Below are 16,626 nucleotides of genomic sequence, written 5' to 3' on the forward strand. Positions count from 1 at the left end.
GTTTTCGCGTCACCAGGTGACGGGCAGCTCCGACACGCCGTAGAAGTTCTGGTCGGTGCGCATCGGCACCTGCGCGGCGGGGACGGCGAGGCGCAGGCCGGGCAGGCGGGCGATGAGCCGCTGGAAGGCGATGCGCATCTCGACGCGGGCGAGCTGCTGGCCGAGGCACTGGTGGACGCCGTGGCCGAAGGTCATGTGGCCCTTGGCGTTCCCGGCGACGTCGAAGACGTCGGGCTCGGCGAACTGCTCGGGGTCGCGGTTGGCGGTCTGCACCGAGACGGTCATGTACTCCCCGGCCTTGATTTGCTCGCCCTCGAACTCGAAGTCCTCCGCGGCCTGCCGGATGATCCCGGTGTGGATGACGCCGATGTACCGCAGCAGCTCCTCGACGCCGTTCGCCATGAGCTCGGGCCGCTCGCGCAGGAGGTCCCACTGGTCGCGGTTCTCCAGGAGCGCCATGGTCCCGAGCCCGATCATCTTCGCGGTGGTCTCGTGCCCGGCGACGAGCAGGAGCATCGCTATGCCGATGACCTCGGCCTCTGAAAGGTCCTCGTCGGCGGCGAGGTCGGAGAGGAGGTCGTCCTGCGGTTCGGCGCGCTTGGACGCGGCGAGCGCGGCGATGAAGGCCATGATCCGCTCGCTCGCGGCGGCCTTCTCCTCGGCCGAGACGGTCATGGTCATGACGGTGGCCGCGTCGCCGGTGAAGCGGTCCTGGTCGGCGCGGGGCACGCCGAGGAGTTCGGAGATCACCAGGGCGGGAACGGGAAGCGCGAACTCGGCGACGAGGTCGGCGCCGCCGCCCGCCGCTTCGAGTGCGTCGAGGCGCTCCTCCACGATCTCGGCGACGCGCGGTTCGAGCAGGCGCATGCGGCGGACGGTGAAGACGCCGGTGAGCTTGCGGCGCAGGCGGGTGTGGTCCGCGCCGTCCATCTCGATGAACATGCCGGGCGTGACCGGCAGGGGCCCTTCGAAGTCGCCGAGCGCCTCGACCTGGGGCATGGGGATCGGGACCTTGACGGGGGCGTGCAGCTGCGACCTGAACCGCGTGTCGGCGAGGACCTTGCGGCCGAGCCGGTGGTCGGTGACGATCCACCCGAGGGTGCCGTCGGGGTAGTAGCGCAGGCGCCGCAGCGGGGCCTCGCGGTGGAGGGCCATGAGCGCGGCGGGCGGGTCGTAGCGCTGCTCGCGGTCGAGCGGGATGCCGTAGGGGACGGTGTCGTTCATGGGTGCTCCAGGAGTGGTGTCGGTCGGTTTCCACGTATAAACATAATATACGTATACGTGCTCGCGCAAGGCCCTCCCGGGCGCGCCGAGAGGGGTCCCGCGCCCGCCCGCACATAATCGGAGCCACACCGCCTGAGAGGAACGCCCGCAATGAGCACGCCAGTCTTCCCGCCGCAGATCCTGCCCCCGTGGGTCCGCAGCCTCGCCGCGGGCGTCCCCGAGGCCCCCGACGACGCCGACCCGCTGCCGCCCGCTCCGCCCGGCACGGTCCTCGCGCTCGGCGAGGCCGTCGGCTGGGTCGTGCCGCCGCGCCCCTTCGAACTCCTCTTCGGACGCGACGAGGACAACGTCAACATCCCCTTGGGCGTCAAGGACAAGCGCATCTCCCGCGTCCACGGCCGCCTCGTCTGCCACGGCACCGAGTGGACGATGCGCAACGAGGGCCGCCTGCCGATGCTCCTGCCCGGCGACACGATGCTCCTCGCGGGCCAGGAGAAGCTCATCGAGCACTCCTACACGCCCGTCTACATCGGCGACCTCGCCGAGGCCGTGCACTGCCTGGAGATCCGCCTCATCGGCGGCAGGCGCACCCCCGACGACGGCGCCGCCGACGACGAGACCGCCGTCCCCGGCCGCCACGAGCTGACCCCGGTCGAGCGGCTCGTCCTGACCTCCCTCGCCCAGCGCTACCTCCGCGGGCTCCCGCGCCCCCAGCCGGTCTCATGGCGCCAGGTCGCCGACGACATGCGCCGCACCGCTCTCGCGGGCGAACGCAGCTGGAGCGAGGGCACCGCCGCCCGCGTCGTCTCCGGCGTGCGCGAGCGCCTCTCCAGCGCCGAGTACCGGCCCCGCGTCGCCGGGCTCCTGCGCGACGAAGTCCTCGGCGAGCCGCTCGGGAACGCCCTGAACGACAACCTGATCCGCGCCCTCCTCCAGAGCGCCACCCTCGACCCCGGCGACCTCGCGGGCCTCGACGGCTAGATCTCCTGGTAGCACATGATGTAGTAGACGACCCCGGTCTCGGGGTCCCACGCCTCGTCGGAGTCGGTCGTCGAATCGCCCCAGTAGTACTCGAAGTCCGTCGCCCCCGCGTCCCCGCACGCCAGCCACGACGCGTCGTCGTGGTCCGGCTGCGACGGGTTCGGGTCCTCCGGGTTCACCACGATCCGGTAGTAGTACTCGGCCGCGTCCGGCGAGTCGCAGGCGACGACCACCCACGTGTCCTCGTCGTCGGTCGTGCACTCGCCCGCCACCGGCCGCCGCTCCACCCGCTCGTCGCCGGTCACCGGCGGCGGCGCCGTCGGCCCGGCCTCCTCCTCGACCTCCGGGCCCGTGGTCTCCTCGGCCGCGACACCGCTGCCCCCGCCGTCCTCGGGCCCGAACGCCGTCCACCCCAGGACCGCCGCCACCAGCAGCAGCGACGCCACCGGCGCGAGCAACGGCAAGAGCCGCGGCCCCGGCGCGCGCACCGCCGCCGGCGCGACCGGCTCCGGCGGCTCCGCGCGCAGCCGCTCCTGGATGTCCCGCAGGATCGGCAGCGCCGAACCCGCCTCCGTCACCCCCACCGTCTGCGCCAGCGCGTGCGCCAGCTCCCCGCACGTGCGGTACCGCCGTGCCGGGTCCACGTGCATCGCCTTGGCCACCACCGGGTCCAGGGCCGCCGGGAGATGCGGGTGCAGCAGCGTCACCGGCGTCAGGTCGCCCTCGCGCTGCGCCCGCTCCGCGGCGCTGTCATCCAGCTGGTCGAAGGGCCGCTGCCCGGTCAGGCAGTGGTACAGCACCGCGCCCAGCGAGTACACGTCGCCCGCCCGGTCCGCTTCGGACACCGGCCCGGCCGGGGCCTCCGGCGCGTCCGGGTCCGCCGGGCCCGCGCTGTACACCTCCGGCGCCGTGTACCGCCGCGTCCCGATGCTCTCGCCCGCCACCGTCAGGTCCGGGCCCGTGCGGTCCTTCGCCACTCCGAAATCGCTCAGGTACACGTGCCCCTCGGCCCCGAAGAGGAGGTTCGCGGGCTTGACGTCGCGGTGCACCACCCCGCGGTCGTGCGCGAAGTCCAGCGCCCGCGCCGTCTGGAGCACCACGTCCACCGCCGCGGCCAGGTCCAGCCGCTCGCGCCCCAGCCGCCGCCGCAGGTCGTCCTCCGCCCACGGCATCACCAGGTACAGCAGGTCCTCGTCCGCCGCCGAGGCCCGGATCAGGTACATGACGTTCGGGTGCTCCAGCTCCGTCATCAACTGGATCTCCCGCAGGAACCGCCGCCGGTACCCCGGGTGCATCGCCAGGTACCCGGCCATCGCCTTCACCGCCACCGGGCGGTGGTGCAGCCGCAGGTCCTCGGCCCGGAACACCTGGCTCAGGCCCGTGGTGCTCACCGGCTCCGCCTCCAGGCGGTACTCGGGCAGCAGCTCGGCGAGCCTGCGGCGAATGCGGGCGAACGGGTCGGACGTCTCGTCCATCGGAACCGCCTTCAAGGGGGAGGAGGGCACGGAACGGAAGGCGCGAACCGGTCCGAACCGGTGCCCCCCGCGGCCGCCTCCATGAAATCAGACCGCCCCGGCCCCCGGCGGGACCAGGTCCGGGACCCCTCCCGGGCGTTTCGGATAGACCCGAACCGACCGGCGGCCGACCGTGGGGCCCGGCCGCCGGTCCCTGTGACACCCGGCACCACCGGTCACACAAGTCCGCGCGCATCCGTCATGGCAGTGAATCCCAACGGAACGAAGGAGACCGCCATGGAAGCCCGCATCGACTACTACGCGAACCCCGTCGGCGCCAAGTTCGCCAAGCACCTCACCTCCGCCGCGCGGTCGCTCGAAGCCGCCCTGCCCGAGGGCGTCGGCGGCCTGGTGACCATCCGCGCCAGCCAGATCAACGGCTGCGGCGTATGCCTCGACATGCACACCAAGGACGCCGTCCACGCCGGGGAGACCGCCGTCCGCGTCGCCCTCGTCGGCGCCTGGCGCGACGCCGTGGTCTACACCGAGGCCGAGAAGGCCGCGCTGGCGCTCACCGAGGCGGGCACCCGCATCGCCGACGGCGCGGGCGTCCCCGAGGACGTGTGGGCCGACGCGCGCAAGCACTTCGACGACGACCAGCTCGCCGCGATCGTCTCGCTCATCGCCTCGATCAACGCCTACAACCGCCTGAACGCCATCACCCAGACCCCGGCCGGGAACTACACGCCCGGCCAGTGGGGCTAGGAGGTTCCGGCCGGGCCGGGCTCGACCGAGTCCGCGCCCGGCCGCACCCGGTCGCATAGGATCGGCCGCATGAGTACAGCGCTGGTCATCGGGTTGGGCGACATGGGGGAGCGGGTCGCCGCGGGCCTCGCCGCGAGCGGGTTCGTGCGGCGCCTCGTCATCGCCAGCCGCTCCGAACGCAACGTCCACCAGGCGGCGGCGGTCATCGCCAGCGCCGCCGACTGCCTCGTGGAGGCCGCGCCGCTCGACGCGACCCGCCTCGACGACGTGGCCGCGCTCCTGGACAGGGTCCGCCCCGACGTGGTCGTCCAGTGCGCCTCGCTGCGCAGCCCGTGGGGCCTGGCCGAGCGGGACGACCCGGCCGCGCACGCCGTCGTCTCGGCCGGGCTCGCGCTGCGCCTGCCGTACCAGGTCCCCGTGGTGCTCAACGTGATGCGCGCGGCCAAGGAGGTCGGCCTGGCCGCCCCGGTCGCGAACCTCTCGATCCCCGACGTGACCGGCCCGGTCCTGGAGCGCATCGGCTTCGCGCCCGCGCTGGGCCTGGGGAACGCGGGGATGATGCAGCGCCGGGCGAGCGCCGCGCTCCGCGCCGAGGCGGGCGGGGGCGTGCCGCCGCTGGTCCGCGTCGTCGGCCACCACTCGCAGCTCACCGGTGTCATGACCTCCGAGGACCCCGGCCCGGACGACCGCTGCCGCGTCTACCTCGGCGAGGACGGCCGCCGCGAGGACGAGCTGGCGTACCGCGCGCCCGCGATCGACGCGGGCCTGCGCTGGAACTTCCTCACCGCCGCCGTCGCGCTCCCGGTGATCGAGGCGCTCCTGCCGGACTCGAAGGTCCTGCGCTGGTCGGTGCCCGCCCCGGGCGGCCTGCCCGGCGGGTACCCCGTCAAGATCGACAAGGGCGCCGTCGAACTCGACCTGCCGCCCGGCACGTCCCTTGAGGACGCGGTGGCGTTCAACGAGCGGATGGCCCGCGCCGACGGGGTCGAGCGCATCGACCCGGACGGGACCGTCCACTTCACCGACGCGGCCCGCGAGGCGGTCGCCGACGTCGCGCCCGACCTCGCCGAGCCGCTCGCGCTCGCCGACATGGAGGCCCGCGGCGCGCTCCTCGACGAGGTCCTGGGCCTGTAGACCGCGGTCCCGGGCGACGGGCCGGTCAGTATCGTGGACCGAGGTGCCGCGTGCGCCCCGCTTCGCCGATCCCACGCTGCCGAGAGGAACGCACATGAGCAGGCTCGACGGGAAGACCGCCCTCATCACCGGAGCCGCCAACGGGATCGGGTACGCGGTGGCGGCGCGGTTCGCGGCCGAAGGCGCGCGGGTGGTCGTCGCCGACCGGGACGGCGAGGCGGCCGCGGCGGCCGCGGGCCGCATCGGCGACCGGGCCCGCGCGGTCACTGTGGACATCGCCGACGAGGCCGTCGTCATGGACGTGTTCGCCGAGCTGGACGCGAGCGGCTGGGCCCCCGACGCGGTGGTCGCCAACGCGGCGGTCCAGCTGATCGGCGAGGACGCGCCGATCGCCGACCTGAACACGGCGGTGTGGCGCCGCACGATGGAGGTGAACCTGACGGGCACGTTCATCACCGTCAAGCACGCCGTCAGGTCCATGCTGCGGCACGGCGGCGGCTCGATCGTCCTCACCGGCAGCCCGACCGGCCTCAGTGGCGAGGGCAGCGAGTTCGCCGCGTACAGCACCTCCAAGGCCGGCGTCCACGGCCTCGCCCGCACCGCCGCGGCCACTTACGCCCCCAACCGCATCCGCGTCAACACCGTGGTCCCCACCTACACCGAGACCAGCCTGACCGCCGCCCTCGCCGACGACGCCGAGGCCCGCGACGCGATCATCGGCCGCATCCCCCTCGGCCGCCCCGGCACGCCCGCCGACGTCGAGGGGATCATGGTGTTCCTCGCCAGCGACGAGAGCGCCTTCGCCACCGGCAGCCTCTTCGCCGTCGACGGCGGCATGTCGGCGCTCTGACATGGCCGACTGGAGGACCGAGTCCACGCCCTGGAGCCGCGGCCCCTGGTCGATCGAGCGCCGCGGCGCCGAACTCGCCGACATCGCCTTCGCGGGCCGCACGGTGCTCCGCAGCGTCCGGGCCGCGGCCCGCGACCGGGACTGGAACACCCCCGCCTGGGACGTCGCGCTCCTCGACGACGCCGAGACCCTGCGCCTCGGCCTGCGCTGGGGCCCGCTCGCGGGGACCCTCACCGCCCTGGTGCGGGACGCCGCCCTCGTGATCGACCTCGATCTCGAAGCGTCCGAACCGTTCCCGACGAACCGCACCGGCCTCGTCGCGCTCCACCCGCCGCGCCTCGCCGGGACCGCGCTGCGTGCCACCCACTCAGACGGGTCCGAAGAGGACACCTGGTTCCCGGCGGCGATCAGCCCGCACCAGCCCGTCCTCGACATCGCCGCCCTCGCATGGGAGCACGACGGCCTCGCCGTGGACCTCGCCTTCACCGGCGACGTGTTCGAGATGGAGGACCAGCGCAACTGGACGGACGCCTCCTTCAAGACCTACTCCCGGCCCCTCGCGCTGCCGGCCCCGTACGAACTGGCCGCGGGAGCCCGTGTGCGCCAGTCGATCACCGTCACCGCCGAGGCCCACCGCCCGCCCGCGCCGACCCCGGACGCCCCGCGCGTCGAACTCATCCCCGGCGGCCTGTTCCCGGAGATCTCCCTCGGCGCGGCGACCGCGCCCTCCTCCGAGGCCGACCCCGCCCCCGACGTCGCACCCCTCGGCGGCACCGTCCTCGTGGAGGTCGACCTCCGGGCCCCGAACTGGCCCGCCGCCCTCGACCGGGCCGCGGCCGCGGGCCTCCCGCTGGACGTGCGCGCCGTCGTCCCCAGGTCGGGCGCGAACCTCGCCGCCTTCGCGGAGTTCCTCGCGCCCCTGCCGATCGCGCGCGTCGCCGCGTTCGACCCCGACACCCACGTGACCGACGCGCCCGCCCTCGACGCCCTCCAAGGGGCCCTGGCCCGCGCCGGACTGCACCCGCCGCTCGTCGGCGGCTCCCGGGCGCACTTCACCGAGCTGAACCGCAACCTCGCCGCGATCCCCGACGCCGCCGAAGTGCTCGCGTTCGCCACCACGCCCCTGTTCCACGACACCAGTACGGAGCAGCTCCTCGAAGCGGTCGCCATGCAGCGCTTGGCCGCCCGCCAGGCGGTCGCCGAGAGCGGCGGCCGGATGGTCCTCATCGGACCTGTCACGCTGCGGCCCCGGTTCAACAACGCCACCGCCGACGCGCCGCTCATGTCGACCCGGTCCGACCTCGCCGACGGCTACGGCGCGGAGTTCACCGGCGCGGCCGACCCGCGCCAGAGCGACGACCCGCTGGCGGCGTGGACGATCGCGGCGGCCGCGGCCCTCGCCGTGCCCGGCGTCGCGGGCCTCGCCTGGTTCGAGGAGTGGGGACCGCGCGGCATCCGCTCGGCCGCGGGCGACGACTACCCGGTGGCGGCCGTCCTGGAGACCCTGGACGAGATGTCGGCGGGGGAGCTGCTGTGGGCCGAGCGCCCCGACGAGCACCTGTGGGCCCTCGGCTCGCGCGCCGGGGGCCGCGTCCGCATCGCGGCCGCCAACCTCGACCGCCGCCCCCGCTCGTTCACCGTCGCCGCCGGGGACGAGGAGTTCCGGCTGATCCTCGGCCCGCTCGGCTGGGCCGTCATCGACTGACGCCTGGTTCAGGCGTCGGCGTCGCGGACGAGCGACGTGATCGGCGCGGCGGCGGTCGCCGCCCGGCCGGTCCCCGCGCCGACGGCGCGGGGACCGTCAAGGACTGAGCGTCGTCCGCAGCTCGCCGAGGGCCGTTCGCATGAGCGCGCCCAGGTCTCCGGGGTCGTCGTCGGCGACCCATTGGAGGTGCGCCACTTTGAACACCGCGATCCCGGCCTCCGCGGCGAGGCTCGCGGCGGGCTCGGCGACGCCCCTCTCACGCAGGCCCGAGGCGAGCGCGTCGGCCAGCGAGGCGAGCTTGACGGCCTCCCTCTCGCGCAGCTCGGCGTTGGCGGCGATGACGGCCTGGCGGCGGCGCGAGAACCGGTGCCGGTCGGTGAAGAACGCGGCGGTCGTGTCGAGGACCGCCGCGACGGCCTCGATGGGGGTCGCCGTGTCGGGCGCGGCCGCGAGCGCGTCGGTGAGCCCCTGGTAGAGCGGGCTCGCGTCGGGGAACAGCACTTCGCGCTTGTCGCTGAAGTGCCGGTAGAAGGTCCGCTCGGTGAGCCCGGCGCGCGCGGCGATCTCGGCGACGGTGACCTGCTCGAACCCGTGCTCGGTGAACAGGTCCATCGCCGCCTGTTCGAGGCGTCCTCGCGCGTTCGGTTCCCACCTGGCCATGCCGCGATCATACCGATGTCATGGACTGACATGACCGTGCTATGTTTGATGTCAGGAACTGACATCATGGAGGTCATCTCATGCGCGTCTTCATCACCGGCGGCTCGGGCTGGATCGGCTCCGGCGTCGTCCCCGCTCTCATCGCTGCGGGCCACGAGGTCACCGGCCTCGCCCGCTCCGACGCCTCCGCCGCCGCGCTCACCGCGGCCGGGGCCGCGGTCCGCCGCGGCGACATCGGCGACCTGGCGGTCCTGCGCGAGGAGTCCCTCGCCGCCGACGCCGTCGTCCACCTCGCCTTCCGCCACGACATCGCGTTCTCCGGCCGCTTCGACGAGGCCGTGGACGCCGACCGCGCCGCCGCCGAGGCGATCGGCGAGGCCCTCGCCGGGACCGGCAAGGTCTTCGGCCTCGCTTCCGGCGTCCCCGTCACGGACGGCGCCGCCGCCACCGAGGCCGACGGCCACGACCTCGGCACCGACGCCTCCGGCCCCGCGCGCCGGTTCGCCGTCGCCGAGTACGTGCTCGGCCTCGCCGAGCGCGGCGTCCGCTCGATGGTCTTCCGCTTCCCGATCGTCTACGGCGCCGGCGACCCCGGCTTCACCGCGACGATGATCCAGGCCGACCGCGACAAGGGCCTGGCCGCGTGGATCGGCGAGGGGACCAACCGCTGGTCCGGCGTCCACCGCGACGACGCCGCCGAACTCATCCGCCTCGCCGTCGAGAACGCCCCGGCCGGGTCCACACTGCACGTCGTCGGCGACGAGGGCGTGGCGATCCGCGACCTGGCCGCCGTCGTGGGCGAGCGCCTCGGCATCCCGACCGGCTCCGTCGCGCCCGAGGACGCCGCCGCGCACTTCGGCTGGCTCGCGGGCTTCCTCGCCCACGACCGCGCCGCCTCCAGCGAGGCCACCCGTGCACTCCTCGGCTGGAGGCCCGAGCACCCGAGCTTCCTCGCCGACCTGGAGGAGGGCCACTACTTCAAGTCGTAGCGTCCCCCGCCCACTTCCCCCAGAACCGGGAGAGATCCCGCGCGAGCCCCCATACTGAGGTGGTTTCGCAGGTGAAAGGGGAGGTGGGCGGCATGCGCGCGTTGACCGTGGAGCCCGGCGTCAAGGGGTCGCTGGAGCTGGGGGAGATGGATGAGCCGGTGGCAGGCGAAGGGGAGCTGCTCGTCGACGCCATCGCGCTCGGCGTGTGCGGCACCGACAGGGAGCTCGCCGACGGCGAGTACGGCTGGGCCCCACCGGGGGCCGACCGGCTCGTCATCGGGCACGAGTCCCTCGGGCGGGTCCGCGAGGCCCCCGCGGGCAGCGGGTTCGCGCCCGGGGACCTCGTGGTCGGCGTGGTCCGCCGCCCCGACCCCGAGCCGTGCGGCGCGTGCGCGCGCGGCCTGTTCGACAACTGCCGCAACGGGAACTACACCGAGCGCGGCATCAAGGAGATCCACGGCTACGCCAGCGAGGTGTGGACCGTGGAGGCCGACTACGCCGTGAAGCTGGACCCGTCGCTCGCCGACGTCGGGGTGCTCCTGGAGCCGATGAGCGTGCTCGTCAAGGCCTGGGAGCAGATCGACAAGGTCGGCGGGCGCTCGTGGTTCGACCCGCAGTCGGTGCTCGTCACCGGCGCCGGGCCGATCGGGCTCCTCGCCGCGCTCATCGGCTCGCAGCGCGGGCTCGACGTCCACGTGCTCGACCGCGCCCCCGACGGCGCGAAGCCCGAACTCGTGGAGGCGCTCGGCGCGACCTACCACTACGAGGGCTTCCCGAAGGCGATCGAGGCGGTCGTCCCCGACATCGTCGTGGAGGCCACCGGGGCCGAGGCGCTCGTGTTCGACGCGATGGCCGCCACCGGGAACTTCGGCGTCACCTGCCTGACGGGCGTCTCGCCCGCCGGGCGGCGCGTGAACGTCGACGCCGGGAGCCTCAACCGCGACATCGTCCTGGAGAACGACGTGGTCGTGGGCTCGGTCAACGCGAACCTCGGCCACTGCGCGCGGGCCGCCGAGGTCCTCGCCGAGTCCGACCGCGACTGGCTGCGGCGCCTCATCACCAAGCGGGTGCCGCTCGCGGACTACCAGGAGGCCTTCCACGCCGGGTCCGGGGAAGTGAAGGTCGTCATCGACATCGAGGGCGCCTGACGGAACGCGCGGGCGGGGCGGGGCGCCGGCCCCGCCCCGTTCCGCATCCGTCCGCTTACGGGATTGCCTGTCGCCCGGCAGGTCCGTACGATCGGAGCCATGCATAAGAAAGCGCTTGCTCAAAGCGCAGTATTGCTCGATGGCGCCCATCCCGCCCGCTCCGTCCTCCGCCTCCTCGCCCGCCGCCCCTGGCGGCTCACCGCCGCGTTCGCCGCGTTCGCGGTCAAGGAGGTCCCGCTGTGGTTCCTCCCGGTCGTGACCGCCGCGATCATCGACCTGGTCTCCTCCGGCGGGTCTGTCGGCGCGGTCCTGGGCTGGCTCGCCGTCGCCGTGGCCCTCCTCGTCCAGAACTACCCCAACCACATCGTCTACACCCGCAACTTCATGACCGTCGTGCGCGACACCGGCGCCGACCTGCGCAACGCGCTGGCCGCGCGCCTCCAGAGCCTCTCGATCGGCTACTACACGCGCACCAGCGCCTCGATCGTGCAGAACAAGGTCGTGCGCGACGTCGAGAACGTCGAGCAGATGCTCCAGCAGATGACCCACCCGCTGCTGTCGTCCACGATGGTCCTCGTCGGCGCGATCACCATGACCGCCATCGCGGTCCCGCAGTTCCTCCCGATCTACGCGCTCACCGTCCCCATCGCGATCGGCCTGCGCGCGGCCCTGAAGCGCCGCTCGCGCGCCCGCAACGAGCGGTTCCGCCGCGAGATGGAGGGCTTCGCCGCGAGGGTCGGCGAGATGGCCTCGCTCATCCCCGTCACCCGCGCGCACGGCCTGGAGCAGACCGCGGTCTCGCGCGTCGCCTCCGGCGCCGACGGCGTGCGCCGCGCCGGGCTCCACCTCGACATGCTCAACGGGCACGTCGCCTCGATCTCGTGGGTCACCATGCAGATCCTCGGCGTCGGCTGCCTCGGGCTCGCCGCGGTCTTCGCGATCACCGGGTTCCTGCCGATCACGCCCGGCGAGGTCGTGCTCCTGTCCACGTACTTCGCGCTGCTGACGCAGGGCCTGACGAACCTGCTCATGCTCATCCCGATCGGCGCGCGCGGCATGGAGTCCGTGCGCTCGATCGCCGAGGTCCTCCAAGACCCCGACATCGAGCAGAACGAGGGCAAGCGCGCCGTCCCCGCCGTGGAGGGCCGCCTCGTCCTCGACCGCGTCTCGCACCGCTACGCCGGTGCCGACGCCGAAGCGGTGCAGGACGTCTCGCTCGACATCGCGGCGGGCACCACGGTCGCGTTCGTCGGCTCCTCCGGCTCCGGCAAGTCCACCCTGCTCAACCTCGTCCTCGGCTTCGTGCGGCCCACCTCCGGGCGCATCCTCCTGGACGGCACGGACATGCAGGAGCTCGACCTGCGCACGGCGCGGCGCTTCACCTCGGTGGTGCCGCAGGAGTCGGTCCTGTTCGAGGGCACGATCCGCGAGAACGTCGGGTATGGCATGGACGCCGACGAGGACCGGATCACCGCGGCCCTCAAGGACGCCAACGCCTGGGAGTTCGTGCGCGACCTCCCCGACGGCCTCGACACGGTCGTGGGCGAGCGGGGCGCTCGCCTCTCCGGCGGCCAGCGCCAGCGCCTCGCCATCGCCCGCGCCCTCGTCCGCGACCCGCGCATCCTCCTCCTCGACGAGGCCACCTCCGCGCTCGACCCCGAAGCGGAGGAACTCGTCAAGGAGGCCCTGGGCCGCCTCATGCGCGGACGCACCACCCTCGTCGTCGCCCACCGCCTCTCCACCATCCGCCAAGCCGACGTCATCGTCGTCCTCGACCGCGGCCGCATCGCCGAACAGGGCTCCCACGCCCAACTCCTCGACGCCGCCGGCCGCTACGCGAAGATGCACCTCACCCAGACCGGCGCCCGCTGACGAGAGCGGCCGGGGACCGTTCGGGTCCCCGGCCTGCGCCGTCAGAGGCGGTTCTTTCGGCCCCCGGTGCGGCCGGTCATTCGGGCCGGGATCGGCATTGATGAGCGGTAGAACTTGACGGGGCTGGAGCTGACGGCCTCTTTGTAGGCGACGGCGGCGCGGCCCTTGAGGTACCAGCGGCTCGGGGTGTCGTCGGGGTTGGTGAACTGGATGACGGCGTCGCGGCGGCCGAGGGAGACGGGCTGGTGGACGTAGCCGAAGCGGAAGGGCTTGGGGGCCTTGCCCTTGAGTTGGCGGACGATGGACTCGGCGGTGTGGGCGCCGGAGGGGATGCCGCTCTGGCAGGTGCCGTGGACGAGGCCGTAGGCCTGGCGGATCGCGGCGGCGTCGCCGATCGCGTAGACCTCCGGATGGGAGGTGGAGCGGAGGGTCGCGTCGACCACGACCCGGCCGTGCTCGTCGGTGGCGATCCCGGCCTCGGCGGCGAGGGGGGCCGTGCAGACGCCGGTGGTCCACAGGGTGACGTCGCTCGGGAGCCGTTCGCCCCCTTCGAGTTCCACCGCGTCGGGGAGCACCCGGGCCACGGTGACGCCGGTGCGGACCTCGACGCCGAGCCGGTCGAGGGCGGCCGCCAGGTGCGCGCGGGCCCTCGGGCCCATCATCGCGCCGGGCTCGCCGCGGCTGAGGAGCCGCACGTGCAGGTCCGGGTGGGCCTCGGCCGCCTCGGTGGCGGCCTCGATGCCCGTGAGGCCCGCCCCGGCGACGGTGAACGTCCCGGTCGGGTTGTCGCGCAGGGCGACCGCGAGTTTCGGGTCCTCGATCGTGAACGCGTTCGGGACGGCGGGCGTGCTCGATCCGAGCGCGTAGACCAGCGTGTCGTAGGGGAGTTCGCGGCCGTCGTCCAGGACCACGCGCCGCGCCGCGGTGTCGATCGCGGCGGCCCGGCCCTTGACGAACCGGACGCCCGCGGGCCCGACCAGGTCGGGGATGCGGAACTCGGCGAGCTCGTGGCCCGCGGCCGCCTGGTGCTGGCGCAGGCGCTCGTTGAAGCGCTCGACCGGGTTGAGGAGGGTGACGCGGGCGGCCTTGGTGCGGCGGGCGACGCCGACGGCCGCCATCATGCCGGTGTACCCGGCGCCGATGATGAGGATGTCGTTCATGCCCCAAGGACGGGCGCCGGGCCCCGGACGTGAGGTGCGGTGGCCCAGTTCACAGCGCGCCGAGCTTCTCGGGGTTGCTGACGAGGTGGATCTCCTCGATCGCGCCGTCCACGAGGTACAGCACGACGACGGCCGCCGCGACGCCGCCGGAGCGGACCACGACCGCCGGGCCCCCGTTGACCTCCTCGAACGCGATGCTCGGGTCCGGGGGCATCCGCCGCGTGAACGAGATGAGCGCGTTCGCCACCAGCTCCATGCCCGCGAGCGCCCGCCGCGGGGCCGGGGCGAGGCCGCCGCCGTCGCACACGAGCACCACGTCCGGCGCGAGCGTCCCCAGGAGCGCCGCGAGGTCCCCGCCCGCGCACGCCTCCATGAACGACGCCGTGGCCCGCCGCCGCGTGGCCTCGTCCGTGTCGTACCTGCGCCGCTTGGACTCCACGTGCTCGCGGGCCCGCATCGCGGTCTGCCGCACCGACGCCTCGCTGCGGTCCACGATCCGCGCGACCTCGGCGTGCGAGTACCCGAACGCCTCCCGCAGCACGAACACGGCCCGCTCCAGCGGCGAGAGCGCCTCCAGGACCAGCAGCATCGCCGACGACACGGTGTCGGCCAGCGCCAGCCGGTCCGAGGCGTCGCCCTCGGCGGGCGCCGGCTCGGGCAGCCACGGGCCCACATAGGACTCGCGCTTGGCCTTGGCGCTGCGGAGCCGGTCGATCGCCAGCCGCGTCGTGACGGTGACGAGGTACGCCTCCGGGTCCTCCACGGCCGCCGTGTCCACGCCGTTCCAGCGCAGCCACGCCTCCTGCACGACGTCCTCGGCGTCGGTGACCGTGCCGAGGACGCGGTAGGCGACCGCCTTCAGCAGGCCCCGCCGCTCCTCGAACACGTCCATGCGGCCGACCCTACAAAGGAGGCCGGGACCGCGCGTCCGCGGCCCCGGCCCCTCACCTCATGCGCCCCTTACGCGGGCAGCGTCCACACCTGCGTCCAGAGCCCGTTGCAGTCGTAGATCTGGAGCTTGGTGCCGTCGGCGGTGCCGCCCGCCGAGATGTCCAGGCACCGGCCCGACTGCGGGTTCAGCAGCGACCCGTTCGCCTGCGGCGTCCAGACCTGCGCGCCCGAGCCGTTGCACTCCCACAGCTGCACCTTCGTGCCGTTGGCGGTGCCCTGCGCGTCCACGTCGAGGCACTTGCCGAACGAGCGGATCGAGCCGTCGGAGTACCGCGACCAGTCCTGGCCCGAGGCGACCCCGCACGCGTAGATCTGCGCCCGGTTCCCGTTGGCCGCCGTGTTCGTGTCCACGTCGAGGCACTTGCCCGTCTGCGGGTTCACGACCGCGCCGGTCGCGCCAGGGACCGTGCCGATCCCGAACCGCACCTCGCACTGGTTGTTCTGGCCCAGCCAGGTCGCCGCGAGGTACAGGTAGCTCGTGCCGTCCTCGCGCGGGATCGCCGGGGTCGAGTACCCGGGGCACGACGGGACGCCGGAGGCGTACCCGCCGGTCGGGTTCACCGTCACCGGGGTGGTCGCCTCGAACCAGTCGCCCGCGCCGAGGTTCCGGTTGGCGAACAGCACCGTCCCGGACTCGGCGAGCACGGTCTTGTTCCCGGTGGGCCCGGCGACGACGCGCTGGCCGGAGATGAGCAGCGTCCCGTTCGGGCCGCCCGCGGGCGTCCACGACACGTACGGGGTGTGCAGCAGCTCGCGGTCGTCGGAGGTCTGCACGAGGGTGCCGCGGTCGCCCGCCGCGCCCCAGTTCAGGCCGTCGTCGGAGTACTTGATGTAGACCTCGCACGCGTGGTCGGCGTTGGTGGCGTCGCGGCACAGCTCGTAGCTCATGACGAAGCGCCCGTCGGGCAGCTCGGCGAAGGTCTGCATGCCCGGCCGCAGCAGGTTGTCGGCCGGGAACACGACGTCGTCCTGGATGCCGGAGCTCCAGCTCGCGCCGCCGTTGGTCGAGGTGTAGTGCGCGATCTTCTGGTTGTTGGTGGCGCCGCCGGAGGGCCGCTCGTCGGAGATGAAGCACGCGAGGGTGTTGTTGTCGGCCACCAGGAACGTGGGCTCCCAGATGCCGTGGCCCCACGTGTTCGGCTCGCCCGAGGTCTGGGTGCAGTTCGACAGGAACGTCCAGCTCGTGCCGCCGTTCGTGCTCTTGAAGACCTCGACCTTCTGCGCCGAGTAGTTCCCGACGTCCCAGGCGGTGCCCGCGGCGAGGAGGTCGCCCGCGTTGAGCCCGTTGATGTTCCGCGGGACCTCGAAGAGCGTGGGCGCCTCCAGGTCCCAGCCGGGGGTGTTCGAGGTGATCGTGGAGATCTGGGTCCAGCTCGTGCCGCCGTTGGTGGAGCGGTAGATCGGGAGGTTCGTGGGGACGCCGTGGCCGCCCTTGGCGAACGTGGCGAGCATCGTCTCGTTGGCCGAGCCGTCGTGTTCGAGGCCGATGGCGCGCGGGTAGCCCGCGGTGCCGCTCGGGTAGGTGGTCAGGTTGGGGGAGTAGAGCACCGTGCCCGGATACGCCGCCTGGGCCGGGGTCGCGACGAGGGCCTGCGCCCCGGCGGCCGCGAGGACCGCGGCCGCCAGCAGCACGGCCCAGCGGCGCGCCCGAGCGGCCAGCCGTCTAGTCACCGTCATGGGTTGCCTCCTGTGGAGTGGGTGCGCCCGCATCTTTGCAGACGTTGCAAACACCA

General features: G+C 73.6%; 14 protein-coding genes. 8 read left to right on the forward strand and 6 right to left on the reverse strand.

Annotated elements, in window-relative coordinates; all coding sequences use genetic code 11:
• Window positions 1-9: 9 nt before the first annotated feature.
• Complete coding sequence (locus tag ACFFXY_RS12425; protein ID WP_382350477.1) at window positions 10-1,224, reverse strand: cytochrome P450; 1,215 nt, start codon at window positions 1,222-1,224, stop codon at window positions 10-12.
• Window positions 1,225-1,374: 150 nt separating this feature from the next.
• Here ACFFXY_RS12425 and ACFFXY_RS12430 point away from each other — a divergent pair, with 150 nt between their 5' ends.
• The gene (locus ACFFXY_RS12430; protein WP_382350480.1) at window positions 1,375-2,205 is read left to right on the forward strand and encodes an FHA domain-containing protein; all 831 of its coding nucleotides are present in this window, start codon (window positions 1,375-1,377) and stop codon (window positions 2,203-2,205) included.
• On the opposite strand, the gene ACFFXY_RS12435 is transcribed toward ACFFXY_RS12430, so the two are convergent.
• On the reverse strand, window positions 2,202-3,680 hold the full coding sequence (locus tag ACFFXY_RS12435; RefSeq protein WP_382350483.1) for a serine/threonine-protein kinase: 1,479 nt from the start codon (window positions 3,678-3,680) through the stop codon (window positions 2,202-2,204). The genes ACFFXY_RS12430 and ACFFXY_RS12435 overlap by 4 nt on opposite strands.
• A 276-nt stretch (window positions 3,681-3,956) precedes the next feature.
• Between ACFFXY_RS12435 and ACFFXY_RS12440 the strand changes: the two genes are divergently transcribed.
• From ACFFXY_RS12440 to ACFFXY_RS12455, 4 genes are all read left to right on the forward strand, one after another.
• Complete coding sequence (locus ACFFXY_RS12440) at window positions 3,957-4,424, forward strand: carboxymuconolactone decarboxylase family protein (RefSeq protein WP_382350486.1); 468 nt, start codon at window positions 3,957-3,959, stop codon at window positions 4,422-4,424.
• Between the two features lie 69 nt (window positions 4,425-4,493).
• Complete coding sequence (locus ACFFXY_RS12445) at window positions 4,494-5,558, forward strand: KR domain-containing protein (RefSeq protein WP_382350489.1); 1,065 nt, start codon at window positions 4,494-4,496, stop codon at window positions 5,556-5,558.
• 94 nt (window positions 5,559-5,652) lie between these two features.
• On the forward strand, window positions 5,653-6,408 hold the full coding sequence (locus ACFFXY_RS12450) for an SDR family NAD(P)-dependent oxidoreductase (RefSeq protein ID WP_382350492.1): 756 nt from the start codon (window positions 5,653-5,655) through the stop codon (window positions 6,406-6,408).
• A gap of 1 nt (window position 6,409) precedes the next feature.
• Entirely contained in the window at window positions 6,410-8,113 is a 1,704-nt protein-coding gene (locus ACFFXY_RS12455) for a D-apionate lactonase family protein (protein WP_382350494.1), read from the forward strand.
• Between the two features lie 96 nt (window positions 8,114-8,209).
• On the opposite strand, the gene ACFFXY_RS12460 is transcribed toward ACFFXY_RS12455, so the two are convergent.
• Window positions 8,210-8,773: a TetR/AcrR family transcriptional regulator gene (locus tag ACFFXY_RS12460; protein WP_382350497.1), complete on the reverse strand. Its 564-nt coding sequence runs from the start codon at window positions 8,771-8,773 to the stop codon at window positions 8,210-8,212.
• A gap of 80 nt (window positions 8,774-8,853) precedes the next feature.
• Between ACFFXY_RS12460 and ACFFXY_RS12465 the strand changes: the two genes are divergently transcribed.
• The 3 genes from ACFFXY_RS12465 (at window position 8,854) to ACFFXY_RS12475 (ending at window position 12,782) form a co-directional block, all read left to right on the forward strand.
• Complete coding sequence (locus ACFFXY_RS12465; RefSeq protein WP_382350499.1) at window positions 8,854-9,762, forward strand: SDR family oxidoreductase; 909 nt, start codon at window positions 8,854-8,856, stop codon at window positions 9,760-9,762.
• A 92-nt stretch (window positions 9,763-9,854) separates the two neighbouring features.
• Window positions 9,855-10,910: a glucose 1-dehydrogenase gene (locus tag ACFFXY_RS12470; protein WP_382350501.1), complete on the forward strand. Its 1,056-nt coding sequence runs from the start codon at window positions 9,855-9,857 to the stop codon at window positions 10,908-10,910.
• A gap of 99 nt (window positions 10,911-11,009) precedes the next feature.
• Window positions 11,010-12,782: an ABC transporter ATP-binding protein gene (locus ACFFXY_RS12475; RefSeq protein WP_382350504.1), complete on the forward strand. Its 1,773-nt coding sequence runs from the start codon at window positions 11,010-11,012 to the stop codon at window positions 12,780-12,782.
• Window positions 12,783-12,823: 41 nt separating this feature from the next.
• Here the strand turns inward: ACFFXY_RS12475 and ACFFXY_RS12480 are convergent, their stop codons facing one another.
• From ACFFXY_RS12480 to ACFFXY_RS12490, 3 genes are all read right to left on the reverse strand, one after another.
• Window positions 12,824-13,942 (reverse strand): NAD(P)/FAD-dependent oxidoreductase, encoded by a 1,119-nt coding sequence (locus ACFFXY_RS12480; RefSeq protein WP_382350506.1) that lies wholly within the window; start codon window positions 13,940-13,942, stop codon window positions 12,824-12,826.
• 49 nt (window positions 13,943-13,991) lie between these two features.
• On the reverse strand, window positions 13,992-14,834 hold the full coding sequence (locus tag ACFFXY_RS12485; RefSeq protein WP_382350509.1) for an RNA polymerase sigma-70 factor: 843 nt from the start codon (window positions 14,832-14,834) through the stop codon (window positions 13,992-13,994).
• 68 nt (window positions 14,835-14,902) lie between these two features.
• Window positions 14,903-16,570: a ricin-type beta-trefoil lectin domain protein gene (locus ACFFXY_RS12490; protein WP_382350512.1), complete on the reverse strand. Its 1,668-nt coding sequence runs from the start codon at window positions 16,568-16,570 to the stop codon at window positions 14,903-14,905.
• Window positions 16,571-16,626: the final 56 nt, after the last annotated feature.

Origin of the sequence: Glycomyces mayteni (assembly GCF_042428885.1) — a bacterium.
GTDB lineage: Bacteria > Actinomycetota > Actinomycetes > Mycobacteriales > Micromonosporaceae > Glycomyces > Glycomyces mayteni.

Excerpts from the sequence above, each read along its gene's own strand:
- ACFFXY_RS12425 (WP_382350477.1), bottom strand. The coding sequence starts at position 1,224 with ATGAACGACACCGTCCCCTACGGCATCCCGCTCGACCGCGAGCAGCGC.
- ACFFXY_RS12430 (WP_382350480.1), top strand. The coding sequence starts at position 1,375 with ATGAGCACGCCAGTCTTCCCGCCGCAGATCCTGCCCCCGTGGGTCCGC.
- ACFFXY_RS12435 (WP_382350483.1), bottom strand. The coding sequence starts at position 3,680 with ATGGACGAGACGTCCGACCCGTTCGCCCGCATTCGCCGCAGGCTCGCC.
- ACFFXY_RS12440 (WP_382350486.1), top strand. The coding sequence starts at position 3,957 with ATGGAAGCCCGCATCGACTACTACGCGAACCCCGTCGGCGCCAAGTTC.
- ACFFXY_RS12445 (WP_382350489.1), top strand. The coding sequence starts at position 4,494 with ATGAGTACAGCGCTGGTCATCGGGTTGGGCGACATGGGGGAGCGGGTC.
- ACFFXY_RS12450 (WP_382350492.1), top strand. The coding sequence starts at position 5,653 with ATGAGCAGGCTCGACGGGAAGACCGCCCTCATCACCGGAGCCGCCAAC.
- ACFFXY_RS12455 (WP_382350494.1), top strand. The coding sequence starts at position 6,410 with ATGGCCGACTGGAGGACCGAGTCCACGCCCTGGAGCCGCGGCCCCTGG.
- ACFFXY_RS12460 (WP_382350497.1), bottom strand. The coding sequence starts at position 8,773 with ATGGCCAGGTGGGAACCGAACGCGCGAGGACGCCTCGAACAGGCGGCG.
- ACFFXY_RS12465 (WP_382350499.1), top strand. The coding sequence starts at position 8,854 with ATGCGCGTCTTCATCACCGGCGGCTCGGGCTGGATCGGCTCCGGCGTC.
- ACFFXY_RS12470 (WP_382350501.1), top strand. The coding sequence starts at position 9,855 with ATGCGCGCGTTGACCGTGGAGCCCGGCGTCAAGGGGTCGCTGGAGCTG.
- ACFFXY_RS12475 (WP_382350504.1), top strand. The coding sequence starts at position 11,010 with ATGCATAAGAAAGCGCTTGCTCAAAGCGCAGTATTGCTCGATGGCGCC.
- ACFFXY_RS12480 (WP_382350506.1), bottom strand. The coding sequence starts at position 13,942 with ATGAACGACATCCTCATCATCGGCGCCGGGTACACCGGCATGATGGCG.
- ACFFXY_RS12485 (WP_382350509.1), bottom strand. The coding sequence starts at position 14,834 with ATGGACGTGTTCGAGGAGCGGCGGGGCCTGCTGAAGGCGGTCGCCTAC.
- ACFFXY_RS12490 (WP_382350512.1), bottom strand. The coding sequence starts at position 16,570 with ATGACGGTGACTAGACGGCTGGCCGCTCGGGCGCGCCGCTGGGCCGTG.